10 protein-coding genes are annotated in these 16,857 nt (G+C 62.4%); 8 read left to right on the top strand and 2 right to left on the bottom strand.

From position 1 onward, the window contains the following. The first annotated feature begins 358 nt into the window (after positions 1-358). From NA645_RS10835 to NA645_RS10800, 8 genes are all read left to right on the top strand, one after another. Positions 359-2,098 carry a glycoside hydrolase family 5 protein gene (locus NA645_RS10835; RefSeq protein ID WP_256048803.1) on the top strand — a complete coding sequence of 580 codons (1,740 nt, stop codon included), beginning with the start codon at positions 359-361 and terminating at the stop codon, positions 2,096-2,098. Positions 2,099-2,295: 197 nt separating this feature from the next. Further along, a complete protein-coding gene (locus NA645_RS10830) occupies positions 2,296-3,384 on the top strand; it encodes an endonuclease/exonuclease/phosphatase family protein (RefSeq protein ID WP_256048802.1) in 1,089 nt (362 codons plus the stop codon). Positions 3,385-3,527: 143 nt separating this feature from the next. After that, positions 3,528-4,745, top strand: coding sequence for an MFS transporter (locus NA645_RS10825; protein WP_256048801.1), 1,218 nt, complete (start codon positions 3,528-3,530; stop codon positions 4,743-4,745). A 60-nt stretch (positions 4,746-4,805) separates the two neighbouring features. Further along, a complete protein-coding gene (locus NA645_RS10820; RefSeq protein WP_256048800.1) occupies positions 4,806-6,809 on the top strand; it encodes a TonB-dependent receptor domain-containing protein in 2,004 nt (667 codons plus the stop codon). Positions 6,810-6,861: 52 nt separating this feature from the next. Next, complete coding sequence (locus NA645_RS10815; RefSeq protein WP_256048799.1) at positions 6,862-7,899, top strand: FecCD family ABC transporter permease; 1,038 nt, start codon at positions 6,862-6,864, stop codon at positions 7,897-7,899. 2 nt (positions 7,900-7,901) lie between these two features. Next, positions 7,902-8,945, top strand: coding sequence for a FecCD family ABC transporter permease (locus NA645_RS10810; RefSeq protein ID WP_256048798.1), 1,044 nt, complete (start codon positions 7,902-7,904; stop codon positions 8,943-8,945). Further along, positions 8,945-9,793 (top strand): ABC transporter ATP-binding protein, encoded by an 849-nt coding sequence (locus tag NA645_RS10805; RefSeq protein WP_256048797.1) that lies wholly within the window; start codon positions 8,945-8,947, stop codon positions 9,791-9,793. Before NA645_RS10810 ends, NA645_RS10805 begins: the two co-directional genes overlap by 1 nt. Then, on the top strand, positions 9,790-10,734 hold the full coding sequence (locus NA645_RS10800; protein WP_256048796.1) for an iron-siderophore ABC transporter substrate-binding protein: 945 nt from the start codon (positions 9,790-9,792) through the stop codon (positions 10,732-10,734). Before NA645_RS10805 ends, NA645_RS10800 begins: the two co-directional genes overlap by 4 nt. Before the next feature lie 43 nt (positions 10,735-10,777). Here the strand turns inward: NA645_RS10800 and NA645_RS10795 are convergent, their stop codons facing one another. Further along, positions 10,778-12,223: an amino acid adenylation domain-containing protein gene (locus NA645_RS10795; RefSeq protein ID WP_256048795.1), complete on the bottom strand. Its 1,446-nt coding sequence runs from the start codon at positions 12,221-12,223 to the stop codon at positions 10,778-10,780. Further along, positions 12,220-16,773 (bottom strand): non-ribosomal peptide synthetase, encoded by a 4,554-nt coding sequence (locus NA645_RS10790; protein WP_272892034.1) that lies wholly within the window; start codon positions 16,771-16,773, stop codon positions 12,220-12,222. The genes NA645_RS10795 and NA645_RS10790 overlap by 4 nt, the downstream gene beginning before the upstream one ends. Positions 16,774-16,857: the final 84 nt, after the last annotated feature.

Raw genomic sequence — 16,857 nt, 5'->3', positions numbered from 1 at the left:
GTCGGAAACCTAAACGAATCGTCCCGGCGTGTCGTTCAAAAAAATGGCGCCGCAAATACAAGGAGTGGCAGCACGTGTGGCGTTGGCCAATGGAACTGCGTATCGATAGATGGCAATTATTACCATCCGCTTAAAAAGCCAATATATTGGCGCCTGTATTCAGGCTTTCACTGTTTAAATGATTAGAAAAACAAATTATAAAAGCGCCAGCGAAACGAAGAGCCACCTGGGTTCCGTCTCGCCTCTGGTTCGGTCTTAGTGGAAATTCGCCTCCTTGGGCAGCCCCTCTTATTGATCAACCTCCCTGTCACTACGTCCCGTGTATCGCGTTTGGACGTTCATAGTCACGGTGAGCCGAATGTCCGTCACAGTTTTTCCGAGCGCCCGTAAAGGCCTCATGTCTGCAATCGCCCTGGCCGCATTGCTGAGCTTTTTCCCTAACAGCAATGTCAGCGCGGCATCCGCCGGCAGCACCAGCACATCGGGGATCTCCTACTCGGCGCTGATCAACAAGTTCACCAACAGTTATTGGCAGAACGGTTCCTGGCGCGCATCGGCTGGCGTTTCGGTCGCCGCCACAGAGCAGAACCTCGCCGCTTTTCGTGTCGGCACCTCGGTGCGAACGGCTGATGGCCAGATACGCACCGTCACCTCGGTCAAGCCCGCCAGCGGCGCGCTGACCGTCTTCCTGACGGGGCCGGTACTGGACGGCACCGTGATCGGTTATCCCAACCGACTCAGCGTCAGCAACGTGGCAGGCCCGAAGCCGGACGTTACCGTACCGGAAAGCCAGCCGGTCGCTGCGCCCAGCCACGCCGCGCTGATCAACAAATTCACCAACAGCTATTGGCTGAACGGCTCCTGGCGAGCATCGGCCGGTGTTTCGGTCGCTGCCACCGCGAAGAACAGCGCGGCCTTCGTCGTCGGCGCATCGGTACGCACGGCGGACGGCCAGGTACGCACCGTCACGTCGGTCAAACCGGCGAGCGGCGCGCTGACCGTATTCATGGACGGTCCCGTGCTCGATGGCAACATCATTGGCTACCCGAACAAGCTCAGCCTGGTCGCACCTCCGGCGTCCCGGCCAGCCCTGTCTCCTGATCCGATTACAGAGACAACGCCCCCAACGGCCGAACCCGTGCAACTGGTGGGCGTTGCCCTTTCCGGTGCCGCTTTCGGACCTTCGGTTTTGCCCGGCAAGCACGGCACCAACTACATCTATCCGGCCGAGTCGTACTACAAGAAGTACGCCGGGCAGGGGTTGAAGCTGGTTCGCCTGCCGTTCCTCTGGGAGCGTATCCAGCCGCAACTGAACACCGAGCTCGACGCCGCGCAGTTGGCGCTGCTCACGCAATCGCTCGACTTCGCGCACAAGCACGGCGTCAAAGTCGTGCTCGACATGCACAACTATTACCGCTACTACAAGCAGCCGATCGGCTCCGAAAACGTGCCGATCCAGGCGTTCGCCGATACCTGGAAGCGAATCGCACAAAAAGTCGGCAACCATCCGGCCCTGAGCGGTTATGGCCTGATGAACGAGCCCAATACCAAGGGACTCTGGCCCGAAGCAGCGCTGGCCGCCGCCAAGGAAATCCGCACGGTGGACAAGGCCAACTGGATTTACGTCGCCGGCGATCGCTTCTCCAGTGCATGGCACTGGCCGCAATCCAACACCCAGTTGATCGCCGATCCATGGATGCGCGATCCGCAGAACAATCTAATCTTCGAAGCGCACATGTACCTCGATCGCGACACCTCGGGCCTGTACGTCGACAAGACCGAAACCTTCGCACCGGATCTGGGCATCAATCGCGCCAAGCCGTTCGTGGACTGGCTACGGGCGAATAACCTGCGCGGCTTCATCGGCGAGATGGGCGTTCCGAGCTACGCGCCCGATGCGATCGTCGCGATGGACAACCTGCTGGGCTACCTCCGTGACAATTGCGTACCGCTCACTTACTGGGCCGCCGGTCCGTGGTGGGGTAACTACATCCTCGCGCTGGACGTATCGGGAGGCGCCGAGCAACCCCAGCTGCCAGTTCTGAGAAAGCACGCCGCAACACCGAACACCTGCGCGGCCATTGGTGAACCGATGTAAACCAAGCAGCACTGAGACATTGAATGTCTGGCACGTACCGCGTGCCAGACTTTTAGCTCACCTAGGTTTTTGCACGAGCCGTCTCGCCGCTAACAGCGGAACCAATCAACGGGTCTGCTGGACGAATCCCTAGTGCCTGGTTTCGGGCATCCGAACGGCCGACATGACGTCGAGGTAAAAGACTCCGAGGATCGGGAATGAAGGAATGGATCATGTTGGCGGCGACCGGTCTGCTGGTTGTGCTGACCTTTTTGCCACTCTGGAAGAGCCCCGCCTGGTGGGTCCGCGGGCTGGATTTCCCCCGATTGCAGCTCTGCGCGCTGGCCTTCGCAATGCTGTTGGCTCAGGCGCTGTTGCTGTCCTATTCCAAACCACTTCAGATCCTGATCAGTTTCCTGGTGTCCGTCTGTCTCGCCTACCAGGCTTGGTGGATCCTCCCCTATACCCGTTTATGGCGCCCCGAGGTGAAAACCGCCGACACGAGCCGCAACAGGCCCCGAATTCGCGTCATGGCAGCCAATGTGCTGGCACCGAACCGTCAGGCTGACAAACTCAAAGCCATGGTTCGCGAGCACCACCCTGATGTATTGGTGACGCTCGAAACCAATCATTGGTGGGAAGCACAGCTTGAGGAGCTGTCTGCGGAATATCCTTATTCCATCCGCTGCCCGCTGGAGAACCTCTATGGCATGCACGTCTGGTCGCGGCTGCCGTTGGAAAATGCCGAAACGTGCTTTCTCGTCGACGACGACATTCCTTCGATGCACGCCAAAGTCCGCCTGAATGAGCAACTGGCCGTGCGCATGCATTTCCTGCATCCGACCCCGCCCAGCCCCACCGAGAATGACGAATCGACCGAGCGCGATATCGAGCTGCTATTGATCGCCAAAAGCGTCAAGGACCACGAGCCCGACACGCCGATCATCGTCACAGGCGATCTCAACGATGTCGCCTGGTCCGCCAACACACGGCTGTTCCGAAAAGTCAGCGGCCTGCTGGACCCACGGGTTGGGCGCTGTATGGTCAACAGTTTTCATGCGCAACACTGGTTCTTGCGCTGGCCTCTGGATCACTTGTTTCACAGTCACCATTTTCAGCTGGTACGCATTCAACGCTTGGGATACTTCGGCTCTGATCATTTCCCCGTATTGGTCGAGTTGCAATACGACCCCGCGCCCGAGCAGGAAAGTTTGCAAGGCGATGCGGAGGACGAACGCGAAGCCGACAAAAAGATCAGCGAGAAGGATGTCAGCGAGTCGGATGTTCCAGAGCCGGAGAAACGGTGATGCTCGATTGGTGCAGGCCGCATTGCCAGCTCCGAACAGGCTACGCTCGAGAACAGCCAATGAATGTGAACGATTTGTATTTGATATAGCATTTGCGATGCTTTAGGATGCTGACCGCCTGCCAACAGAGCGTGCCGCACCTAATGAATGTTGCCGACCAGTCGAGGATCGCCGCCCACCTAGCGATGCTGATCAACATGCTGTCGCTGGGCAGCCTGATGATGGTCATGCCGCTCGGTCCGGATCTCGTGCGTCACCTTGGAATGGAGGCTAGCCACGTCGGTTACATCAGCGGCGGCGCCACCCTCGCCGCCGCCCTGAGTGCACTTGTCGCAGCCCCATGGCTGGATCGCTTCGACCGTAAACGCGCGCTGACCGTCTTGCTGGTGCTGCGTTTTGCCTTGCTGCTCAGCTGCGCGCTAGCGACCGACCCGACTCAACTGATCGCGCTGTTCGTGCTCTCCGGCCTAGTCGCCGGCCCCATGGGCGCGATTCTGATGGCCACGATGCTGGATCTGATTCCGCCCGCCGAGCGCGGCCGAAAGCTTGCCTACATCGGAATGGGCTTTTCCCTGGCTGCGATTCTCGTCATTCCATTGGCGCTGGAATGCTCGATGCGCTGGAACTGGACGACACCGTTCGTGTTGCTCGGAGGCACCGGATTGATTCTGGCGCTGCTTTGCCAGCTGTTGTTCCCCGCGCCAGCTTCATCTCATCGGCCTTCGGGTTCGATCAAGCCGCTGCTCACCTCGCGCCTGTGCCTGGCGGCGCTGGCTATCACCACGTTGCAAATGTTCGGACATTTCCTGCTGGTACCGCACTTCGCCACCTACTTTCAGTTCAACGTGGACTTTCCTCGCGAAAACCTGGGCCTGCTCTATCTGCTCGGCGGCTTGGCGAGCATCGCGGCGATGCGCATTGGCGGCGCCTGGATCGATCGCGGCAGTGCCGTGACGGTCGTGCTGGTCAGTAGCGGCAGCCTCGCGCTGGTGACCTTGCTCGGTTTCGCCACGCCAGTGGGCATTTCTCTCTACGTCGTTTTCACATTGTTCATGGCGCTGAGCGCCGTGCGCAGCAACAGCACCATGACCATCGCGGCTGGCATACCACCGGCCCATCAGCGCGCCGCGTTCATGGCGTTTCAGGGAACGGTTTCGAATATCGCAGCAGGCTTCGGCAGCCTGTTTTCAGCGCGCTATCTGACCGAAGGGCCACAGCACCAACTACTCGGCTTCGAAGAGCTTGCCGCGCTTTACGCGGTACTGGGCATCGTGGCCGGTCTGGGCGTGCTGTACCTGATTCACGGCATCAAACAGCGCGACGCAAACCCGACAGCAACAGCAGAACAACAGGCGGGATGAACCCGCCGAGGGATACGTGATGAGTCCATTTCGAAACATCGAGCAGCAACGGAGCATGCAATGACTATCGTAAGCAACCGGGGCATCAGCCGCCCTCGTCACCTATCCCTGACCGTCTTGGCCAGCCTTCTGCCTTTCGCCGCACTGGCGAACGAGCCGGTGGCGCTGGAGCAGCAAGTCATCACTGCGACCCAGACTGCGCACAGCGAACTCAGCGCACCGGCCAGCGTGTCGGTCGTCACTCGCGAAGAGCTGGAAAAGAGGCCGGTCTACAACCTGGCCGATGCGGTGAAATACCTGCCGGGCGTGCATCTCAACCCGTCGTCCACCTATGGTCGCCAGGAAATCAAGATTCGTGGGCTGGACTCGGATTACACCCTGCTGCTGGTCAATGGGCGTCGCATCAATTCACGCGACGCGCTGACCTCCAACTACGCCAACGACTTCGACCTTTCCGCCATTCCGGTGGCAGCGGTCGAGCGCATCGAGGTGATCCGCGGCCCGATGACCTCGCTCTACGGCGCCGATGCCATGGGCGGTGTAATCAACGTCATCCTGCGGCAACCGACCAACCAGACCGAGGCCGGCGTCGCCTACAGCTATGAGCATCCAACCGAGGGCAACTCGGGCGACAGCCACAAGGCCAGCGGATATGTAAGCGGCGCCCTCGTGGAGGACAAGCTGCTCGGCAACCTGATTCTGGATACGACCGATCAGGCCGCCTGGCAATCGGACCAACTGCGTCTCGAAGGCAGTGACGCCGCCGAAAAACGCCAGAACGTCAGCGCGATGGGCACGCTGAGCTGGATTCTGGACGAGCGTCAGAGCGTGGTTCTCGACATGAGCTACCGCGAAGACGATCGCAAGGCGCGCTGGAACAACGCCGGCGCTCCGCAGCCCCTGACGACCAACGTCCAGGAAATGGATCGCTGGACGCTGGGCCTGACGCACAACGGGCAATGGGACGGCTTCAACACGCGCCTGCGCTATTACTACGAAGACGTCGAGCTCATGGACGATTCCGAGTTAATGACCAATATGCGTGGCGTCGAAGGCGACGTTAACCAGACCAACCACACCGTCGATGGCCAGGTCAGCGCGTTTCTCGGTAATCAGCTGCTGACGCTGGGCAGCGAGTTCCGCCGTACCGAGCTTACCCACAATCAGAACCTCGGAGCTGACACTGAGGTAGACCAGAAAGCTATCTATTTACAAGACGAGTTCTCGCTCGGTGATCTGGATATCACACTCGGCGGACGCTGGGATCACCATGAAACCTTCGGCAGCGAGTTCAGCCCGCGCGCCTACGGCGTCTACAACCTGAGTGACAACTGGGTCATCAAGGGCGGCGCCGGCAAGGCATTCAAGGCACCCAGCATTTCCCAGTCCGATTCGAGCTATGGCGTGCTGGCCTGCCGTGGTCTGTGCACCGTATACGGCAACCCGAACCTCAAGCCCGAAACCTCCACCAGCTACGAGATCGGCACCCAGTATCAGGACGAACGGCTCGAAGCCGGCGTAATGTTCTTCCACAACGACATCGAAGACCTGATCATCACCGAGACCACCCGCCTGGTCTTCGACCCGACCCTGGGTCGGCCCGTCCCGCTGCGTTCCGAACTGAGCTATTACAACCTGTCCCAGGCGCGCATCAAGGGATACGAGCTGCAGGGCCGCTACGCCCTCAGCGATGCGTTGTCGGTGCGCGCCAACTACACCTACTCCGACAGCGAGGACCGCGACACCGGCGATGAGCTGGATTACACGCCAAAGCACGTTGGCAATATCGGACTCGACTGGCGCGCGCTGCCACAACTAGACCTGAATCTGGATTACCAGTACACCGGCAGCCAGATGGTGTACGTGCCGGCACTTGCCGACAGCCAGCGTTCCGATGCCTTCCACACCTTGGGCGTGGGCGCTCGGTTCCATGCAACCAACGAGCTGACGTTCAACGCCGGGATGAACAACCTCACTAACGAAAAGCGCGACGAAGTCGCCCAATCCGTGGATCACATTCTCATGGGACGCACGGTTTTCGTCGGCTTCAGCTACGACATCTGACCCATCCCGGCGGCTTCCGTCGCCGGACTACCTGGAGAACCACAGCGCGACAATGATCAGAACCGAGGCGGCATTCCCCAACTACCAGCAAGCGGTGCTCCTCGGGGGCGGCGGTCTGCTGCTGGGCTTGTTGATTCTGTCGATGAGCACCGGTGCGGGCGTCTACGGCGCGGTCGAAGTGCTGCATTACCTGACGGGCGATCCGCTCGCCGTGGCGGACGACAAGCTCGCCATGGTGGTCGAAACCCTGCGCCTACCGCGCACCCTGGCGGCTCTGGTGGTCGGTGGCAGCCTCGCGATCGCCGCCTCGTTGCTGCAAAGCGCGACGCGCAATCCGCTGGCCGAACCCGGCCTGCTCGGCGTCAATGCCGGCGCGGTCTTGGGTCTGGTGATCGGCCTGATCTTCTTCGGCGTCGAGTCCACTCGCGGCTATCTGCTGTGGTCCGGCGCCGGCGCGTTGTTGGGAAATCTCGTGGTGCTGGGCGTTGGCCTGATGCTGGGCCAGGCCAGCCCACTGAAACTGATCCTCGCCGGCGTTGCGCTGGGCGCGATCTTCGGCGGGCTTTCCAACTTCATGCTGCTCCAGACCCGCGTGGCGCTGGAGCAGTTTCGTTTCTGGAATCTGGGATCACTGTCGGCCTCCAGCCTGGACGCCGTGAGCACCGTGGCTCCGGTCGCCTTGATCGGCCTGATCCTGGCTGCTCTGCTCTGCCGGCAACTGACGTTGATGCAGATGGGCGACAGCCAGGCGCGGGCGCTGGGCATCCACACTACCTGGGTGCGCCTGGGCGTGCTGGTTGCTTCGACCCTGCTGACGGCCTGCGCAATTTCTCTGGCCGGCCCGATCGGCTTCGTCGGCTTCCTCGCGGCTTACTGTGCACGATTGATCGAACCAGTCGCGTTGCTGCGCCAATTGGTGTTCTCGACGCTGTTCGGCATGTTGTTTCTGCTGGCAGCCGACGTGCTCGCGCGTTGGTTGCTGCAACCCTTCGAGCTGCCGGTCGGCACCTTGCTGGCCGCACTGGGCGCGCCGGCGCTGATCGCTATCGTGCTGCGCGGCGGTTTTCGATCCCTGCTGACGGTGAGGTAAACATGACGTCAATCACTCCCAGCGGCGTCTGGACGCTGCGCCTGGGCGGCATGAGTCTGTTGCTGCATCGTCGCAACTGGCTGATGTGCGGCCTGCTTACCCTGTTGCTGGCAACGCTGGCGGTCCTCGCGATCAGCCTCGGTTCGGGCCAGATGGGCACGCGCGATGTGCTCGCCACCCTGCTCGGCCATGGCAGCAAGCTGAACGACATCATGGTGTTCAAGATCCGTATGCCACGGGTTGCCGCGGCCATCGTCGCGGGCTTCGCCATGGGCATGGCCGGGTGCCTGATCCAGACGCTGGTGCGCAATCGCCTGGCCACGCCGGACATGATCGGCGTGAACGAAGGCGCCTCGCTGGCGGTGGTCGGGTTCTCCCTGTATCTGACGTTCGGTAGCTGGCCCTGGTGGGCCTCGCCTCTGGGCGCAATGCTGGCTGCGGCTGCGTTGTTCACCCTGTGCCGTCGCCCCGGCGAGCAGGGATATCTGTTCATCGTCATCGGCATTGCGCTGTCGGAGTTGTTCGGCGCGCTGGGCGACTTCGCCATGTCCACCCAACCGCTGGTGCACCTGGGCAGTATTTACCTGTGGACCATGGGCCACTTCGCCGGCATCGGTTACCAGACGGTCAACCCGATCGCACTGATACTGCTGCTGTTGTGCCCAGTGATGGCGCTGCTCAACCGGCCGCTGGCGCTGCTGCGGTTCGGCGATGCCACGGCTCAGAATCTCGGTATTCGCGTGCCGCTGGTGCAACTCGGCGTGCTCGGCCTGGCGATTCTGGTGGCTTCATTGGGTACCGCAATCGGCGGGCCGGTGGTGTTCATCGCCATGGCCGCACCGATCCTTGCCTCGTGGCTGGCACGCGACAACCTCGCCCCGCTCTGGCTGTCGGCCATCTGCGGCGCCGTGCTGCTGTTGGGCAGCGACACCCTGGTGAGAGTATTGGCACAGCCAGAAGAGATTCCCACCGGGATCATGACGCGCCTGCTTGGCGGCATCCTGCTGCTTGGCCTGCTATTGAAGGACAGACGAGGGGCCGATTGATGACGGTACTGAGCGTGAGAAACCTGCATTTCGCCTATCAGGACAAGGTGATTTTGGACGATCTGTCCTTTTCCCTTCTCAAAGGTCGGCTGATCGGCATCGTCGGGCCCAACGGCAGCGGCAAATCCACCTTGCTCAAACTGCTGGCGCGCCAGCTGCCGTTGCAACGCGGCGAGATCGAGATTCACGGTCAGCCGCTGCTCCGCTATTCGATGAAGAGTCTGGCCCGCCAATTGGCCTTTCTGCCGCAACGGCCGGTGATGGCCGAGGGAATTCGCGTCGAGCAGTTGGTGCAGTACGGTCGCCATCCGCATCAGGGCTGGTTCAACCAGTGGAGCGAGGAAGATGCGCGCCAAGTGGCGCGTGCCCGAGCGGCAATGCAACTCGACGCCATCTGGCAGCGGCAGGCTTCGTCACTCTCCGGCGGGCAGGCGCAACGCGCGTGGCTGGGCATGATCCTGGCGCAGAACACCGATCTGATTCTGCTCGACGAACCCACCAGCGCGCTGGATATCGGTCACCAGGCTGAGGTCATGGAAGCCGTGCACCGGATCGCTGCCGAAGGCCGCACTGTATTGATCGTCATCCATGACCTGGGCATCGCCGCGCGCTATTGCGACGAGTTGATCGCGCTCGCCGATGGACGCATCCAAGCCATCGGCCCGGCTCGCCAGGTGATGACGAAGGAATTGGTGGATCGCCTCTACCAGACCGAAGTGGACATCCTGCCCGCGCCCGGCGACGGCGCCCCGGTAATCGTGCCGCGCCGTCGCCTGCTTTCCGCTCCCGCCCCTTCTACGCGCACCTCCGCGGTGCATGAACTCGCTCAACAGGACACGACCCCATGATCAAACAAAACGCCTGGCGCCTCACCGTGGCGCTGTTCACCGCCGTGCTCGCCCTCAACGCACATGCCGAAGACCGCCAGATCGAAGATGCCCTTGGCAACCGCGTGACCGTCCCGGCTACGCCCGAGCGCGTCGTCACCCTCAGCGAGATCGATCTGGATACCGCGTTGACCCTCGGCGTGACACCCGTCGGTACCGTCAACGGTCGTGGCCAGGCCGTACCGCCGCGTTATCTGGAAGGCAAGTTGCCGTCTGGCATCAAGGTGGTCGGCGATCTCGACAACCCCAACCTGGAGACGCTGCTGGAGCTGGAGCCCGACTTGATCCTCACCGGACCGGTAAAGCCGGAGCAGCTGGCCATCCTCAACGAGATCGCGCCGACCGCGGTCACCTTCAACTGGGGGCAGCCATGGCAGCAAAGCCTGCAGCGCACAGCTCACATATTGAACAAGGACGCCGAAGCCCAGGCGGTTCTGCAGCGTTACGAAGCCCGCACCGCGGAGGCTCGCGAACGGCTGAGCGATCATCAGGGCGAAACCTTCAGCATCGTGCGCTGGAATCCGAAGGGTCCGTCGTACATGTTCAAGGACTCCTTCGCCAGCACCGTTGTCGAAGATGTCGGCCTTGTTCGCCCCGCGCATCAGCAGGACGCCGGCCATACGCATTCGATGGCGCTGAGCCTGGAGTCGTTGGAAATGCTCGACGCCGACTGGCTGGTGATCGGCACCTTGGCTACCAACGGCGAAGCCGTCGACGCCATGCGGCAGGCCGAAGAAACCGCTGCGTTCCGCCAACTCTCGTCGATTCAGAGCAAGCGCTTCGGCACCGTCGACGGCTCGCTATGGACGTCGGTCGGTGGCCCGATGGCGGCCATGCAGGTGATCGAGGATATCGAGGGAATCGTCGGCAAGACCGATGCCGAGCCGGTCGCGAAGGATTGATACAACCGCTCCGCCCCGATGCCACGGGGCGGATGCATTACGCTCACACCGGTTCAGATAAACGCTTGCGATCGATCTTTCCGCTGGCGGTTTTGGGCAACGAGTCGAGCAGTACGATGCGGCTCGGAATCATGTAATACGGCAGGCTGCGCTGCAGCTGCCGGCGGATTTCCACCCGAGTCGGGCCACCGCTACGCAGCTCCACATATCCCACCAGACAGGCTTCGTCGCCCTCCCCCAGCAGCCGCACTGCAGCCTCCAATACACCCTCGATGTGGCGCAGGCTCGCTTCGATTTCCCCTAGTTCGATGCGAAAACCGCGCAGTTTGATCTGATCATCGCGACGACCACGATATTGGAACTCGTCTTCGGCGATACGTCGCACTCGGTCGCCGGTCCGGTAGAGACGCCGCCCCTGCCATGCAATGAAGGCCTGCTCGGTCAGGTCGCGTCGCTGCCAGTAGCCCTGCGCCAGCGACGGGCCTTCGATGCACAGCTCGCCCTCGCCGCCCGGCTCGACGTCGATGCCTTGCTCATCCAGCACCAGGTGCCGATAGCCATCCAGCGACTGCCTGAGCCGCACGCCTTGCTCGCCGAGCGGCAGTTCGACGCGCGACATCATCGACCAGACGGTCGCCTCGGTGGGGCCGTAGCAGTTCCAGAGCTGGCCCACCATGGCGCCTAGGCGCATCGCCAGATCCGGATCTAAAGCTTCCCCGCCGCATAGCGCAACCAGCCCGGCGCGGCCCTGCCAGCCGGCCTTGAGCAGCATCCTCCAGAATGCAGGGGTCGCTTGCAGGGTGTTCAGGTCCGCGCGGCTGTCGAGCAATTGCAGCAACGCCACCGGGTCCTTGTGCGCTGGCGCGCAGACCACTTCCACATAACCGCCTGACCACAGCGGGCCGAGCATTTCCAGCAGGGAAATATCGAATGCCGGCGTGGTGGTGAACAGCCAGCGCGTAGCCGTACTGACGCCGATACGCCGGGTTGCGGCGTCGAGGAAATTGCTCAACGCGGCGCGCTCGATGACTACCCCCTTGGGTTTTCCAGTAGAGCCGGAGGTGAACATCATATAAGCCGGCAAGCGCTCATCCAGCGCTGGCGGCTCGGGCTTCTGCGCCGTCCCTGGAAGCAAGCGCAAGGACGGAATCAGCGGCTGTACTGCCTGCTCGTCCTGAATGACCCACCGTACCTGAGCGTCATTGGCTATGCCCTGCAGCCGCTCCTGCGGAAAGTCCGGCTCCAGGGGAACGAAGCACAACCCCTCATGCAGACAGGCCAGCAGCGTGGCGACCAGGTCCGGACCACGCGCCAGATGCAGCCCTACGCGGTCGCCCGCAACCAGCCCGCGTTCACGCAGTTGCAGCACGATGGCCGCAACCCGCGTATGCAGCTCGGCATAGCTGAAGCTGGCGCCGAGGCAACCCAGAGCGGGCAGCGCGGCGTGGCGGGCAAATAGATCGGCGAAATGCTCGTTGATCGCGCTCATCGTTCATCCTCGGCCAGCGCTTGTAGGTTGTCGCGCATGAACGCCAGCAGACGTGCACTCAGGTCCTCACGCAGGCTGCCGATCTGGCGCAGCGTCAGCAGGCCGTCGAAGATACCGCCGTGCAGGCTGATCAGCTCGGCGGACAGATTGCCGGCGTCGCTCGGATTGCCAGGCGGCACCGGCAATGCCTGCCAGTCTCCCGCTCCGCTCTGGTAAACACCCAGGTAGTTCAACGCCACGGGCGGTAACGGCAGGCTGTCGCGGTGGGCCGGATTGCTACGCAGCGGCAGATAACCGGCGCCCTTGTCCGGAACCTGACGCAGCTGCTCGGCGGCGTGCCGCACCAGCGCAGACCAGTCCGCCTGATTCTGCACCGCGACCGGGAACATGCTGGTGAACCAGCCAACCGTGCGGCTGACATCCAGCGCGGGATCGATCGCCTCGCGCCCGTGACCTTCGAGCATGATCCAGTGCTGCTCACCGAGCCCAAGTTGCACCAGCGCGCGCGTCAGTGCCGCTAATAGCAACTCCCGGACATCCGCCGCGAAATAGCGAGTAGCGGACTGACTCAGCTGGCTTGTAGTGACTGCATCCAGCTGCAACAGCTGCGGCTCGGTTGCTTGTGAAGAGGACCAATCGGCGGCGATGCGGTAGTTCATTCCCGCGTTCTGTTCGTGCCAGTACGGTAGCTGCGCCTCGGCACGCTGGGCATAGGCGGCCAGCCCTTCGCCCCACTGTCGATAGCTGCTGGTCTTGACGGGCAGCGTTTCACCGCGCGTCAGCCGTTGCAGGTCCTCGATCAGGATGCGCCAGGACACCGCATCGATGACCAGATGGTGGAAGGCGATAAACAGACCACGTTCGTCGTTCGGCAACCCATTGATCACCGCCCAGGCCAGGGTCCGTGCACTGGCCGGGTCCAGATGCGCCTGCAGTTCGGTCAGTGCCTGCTGCAGCCCGGCTGTGCCCAGTTCGGCCGCATCCAGATGCGCAGGCTCGGCCAACGACAGATATTGCTGATAGCTCTGACCGGTTGGGATGGTAACCAGGCGCAGGGCGTCGTGCTGTTGCAACAGCTGACGCATATGGTCCATCAATTGAGCTGTTCCGACATCACCGGGCAGGCGCAGCACCATGCCTTGATTCCAATGCTGCGGCTGCGCAAACGGCTGCTCGAAGAACCATTGCTGGATCGGCTGCAAGGGCAGATCCCCCGTCAACACGCCCTGCTCGGCACGAATCGTCTGCGCCTCGCGCGGGCCGGCCAGCACTCGACAGAGACGGCGCACGGTCTTGGCCTCGAACACTTCCTTGACGCTGCAAGGGTAGCCGGCATCGCGCAGGCGGGTCGCCAATTGAATACTCAGGATGGAATCGCCGCCCAGCCGGAAGAAATCGCACTCCACGCCCAGCGGTTGCTCCAGCACGCCTTGCCAGATATCCAGCACTTGGCGCTCCAGCTCCCCGACAGGTGCTACCTGCTGTTCTGTCGCAGCCAGTTCCACCGGCGGCAAGCGCTTCTGATCCAGTTTGCCGTTGGCGGTCAGCGGCATTTTTTCGAGCAGCATCAACCTCAGCGGCACCATATATTCGGGCAGTCGCCGCGCCACGGCCTGCAACACGGAATCCGGTTCGGGAATGGGCTCGCCGGGTTTGACGGTGGCGTAGGCCACCAGCGCCTGGCGCGCAGCCTGGCTGGCGACGATCACCTTGATTTCCTGCAAGCTCGGGCAGCTGGCGTGCAGCTGGGCTTCTATCTCGCCCGGCTCGATGCGGTAACCGCGCAGTTTGAACTGCGCATCGAGGCGTCCCAGGTATTCGTATTCGCCGGTGGCCAACAGGCGCGCGCGGTCGCCGGTGTGGTACAGGCGCACCTTCATACCCGCCACGGTGTGTTCGCGGAAGGCCTCGGCAGTGCGCTCCGGCTGGTTGAGATAACCGCGAGCCAATCCCAGACCTGCGAGACAGAGCTCGCCGGGGACGCCGACCGGGCACAGCGCGCCGTGCCGATCCAGCACGACCGCCTGCATGCCATCGATGGGCGCCCCGATGGTCCGGCGCTCGCCTGGGCTGAGCGTCTTGGTCAGCGCGGTCACGGTGGCCTCGGTGGGACCGTACATGTCGATCAGGCGGAACTGGCTGGCCCAGCGTTGCGGAATCGCCGGTGGACAGGCTTCGCCGCCGAAGCCTACGGCTTTCATCGCTGGCAACGGGCGCTCCGGCAGCGTCGCCAACAGCGCCGTGGCAAAGATCATATGGGTGGTTTCGGTTCGCTCGATCTCATCCAGCAGACCCTCGCCGGGGTCCGCCCAGAGCAGGCAGGCGCCGTGGACGAGCGGGACCAGCGCGCACATGTTGCCGGCATCGAACGACAGCGACATGCAATCGAGCATCCGATCGCCAGGCGCAACGCCCAGCCGGCGGCCGTGGTCCAGCAGCAGGTTCGCCAGCGATCCGTGCTCGACCATCACGCCCTTCGGTACGCCGGTCGAGCCGGAGGTATAGATCACCTGCGCGAGTCGCTGTGGGTCCTGCTCGCTCAACAGCGCATTGGGGGATTGCGCATCCAGTTGGGCTTGAATCTCGGCACTGCCGAGGTCCACCCAACGCTGGTCCGCCGCCAGAGCAAAGGGCGCTGCGCCCTGGCCGACAATCATTCGCACATTGGCGTCACGCATGATGTGCGAGAGCCGTTCCTGCGGGTAATCTGGATCCAGCGGAACGTAGGCGGCGCCGAGCTTCCAGCTGGCGAGCAGCGCGACGGCAAAGGCATTTTCACGACAGGCGAGCACGCCGATCAGCTCGCCCCCCATGCAGCCCTGAGCCTGCAGCCAGTGGGCCAGCCGGTTGGCGCGGGCATCCAGTTCGGCATAACTGATGCTGCCCTCGCCCTGCCGCAGCGCGGGCCGATGCGGATGCGTTTTGGCCATACCCTCGAACAGCGACAGCGCCGTCAGCCCGTCGGGATAAGCGGCTGGCAGCTCGCTCAAGCGCCGGGCGGTCTGCGCCAGCAGAGACTCATCGAGCATCGGCAGCTGCCAGATGTCCTGTTCCGGATTAGCCACCACCGCCTCCAGCAAGCGCAGCAGACGACTGGCATAACCCTCGACGCTGCTGCGTTCGAACAGCGCCGTGGCGTAGAGCCAGTCGACCCGAACCGAATTCATCAGCTCGGTGACCTTGACCGAGATATCTGTTTTGGCCGGCAGCACCGGCGAGGTTTCTTCTACTGCGTCGCAACCCGGAATCAAGTCGTTGAAATCCACCCGCGCCTGGTACACCAGCATGATCTGAAAAATCGGATTGATCGCCGTGTGGCGGTCCATGCCCAACGCTTCGCTCAAGGCCTCGAAGCGATAGAGCTGGTGATCGAAGGCCTGCAGATCGTCCGTCCGGCATTGGCGCAGATAGTCGATGAAAGACTGCTGCTCGGGCAGCTGCGTGCGCAGCACCAGCGTATTGACGAAAAAGCCCACCAGCGGCTCGATGTCAGGCCGCTCCCGATAGGCCAGCGGTGTGCCGACTACGATGTCGCGCTCACCGGAGTGCCGTGCCAGCAACAGCGCGAATAACGCATGCAGGCCGATGAAGGGCGAGGTGTTGTGGCGCTGGCAGAGCTGCTTGAAGCGCTCCCACAATGTGTTGTCGATGGTCGAGAACACCACTTCGCCGCCGCTGGCCTGCTGGGCCGGCCGTGGTTTATCCAGCGGCAGGCTGTGCACCTCGGGAATGCCAGCCAGGCGCTCGACCCAGAAGGGTTTGAACTGCTCGTGGTAATCGCGGAACAGCGGCGAGTTGAACCAGTGCGCGTAGTCGATGTAGGTCAGCGCGGGCTCGTTTCGATTTAACGGCTGGCGATTCTGGTAGGCAAGAAACGCGGTTTTCAGATCGGCGAACATGTTTTTCACCGACCAGCCATCCGAGATGATGTGGTGCTGGTTGATCATCAATAGATGCTCGCGCTCGCCCAGCGCCAGCAGGTTGACCCGCGTCAGCTTGCCGCTGGCAACGTCGAACGGACGCTCGATTTCCTTGCGCACCCGCTGGGCCACGCGCTCCTCGCGCGTCTGTGGTTCGAGATGGCTCAGATCCTCGCGGATCAGATGAAACCCGCTGTGCGGCAGAATCTCCTGTTCGCCGCGCCCCTCGGCGCTGCGTTGAAAGCGGGTGCGCAGGCTGGCATGGCGCGCCACCAGCGCATCGAAGGCGAACTCCAGTGCCGCGACGTCCAGCTCGCCGGTCAGCCGGAAGAACACCGGCATGTTGTACAGGTGCGAATCCTGCTCGTACTGCTCGATGAACCACAGCCCACTCTGTGATGACGACAGCGGCCCGACGTTGCTGTGCTGCGGCATGATCGGCGCCTCGAATGCCTGCTGCGCACGCAGGCACTCGATGATGGCGTCGCGATGCTCGCGAATCTGCTGGCCGAGCGTGGGTGTCACGGCGTCCTTGCTCGACTGCGAAACCAGTTGTCCCTGTTCGTTGAGTGCAAGCTGCACCCCCTGCTGAGCCAGATGCTTCAGCAGTCCGATGATGTTGTTGTGCATCTGCTACCTCTCAAAATCTATTCAACGTCTGCTGCGCGTCGGGCCTGCTGCGTTGAAAACAGACTCGGGTGCTCATTTACCGCT

Origin of the sequence: Stutzerimonas stutzeri (genome assembly GCF_024448955.1) — a bacterium.
GTDB lineage: Bacteria > Pseudomonadota > Gammaproteobacteria > Pseudomonadales > Pseudomonadaceae > Stutzerimonas > Stutzerimonas stutzeri_AQ.
This window is presented reverse-complemented; position numbering and strand designations above follow the sequence as displayed.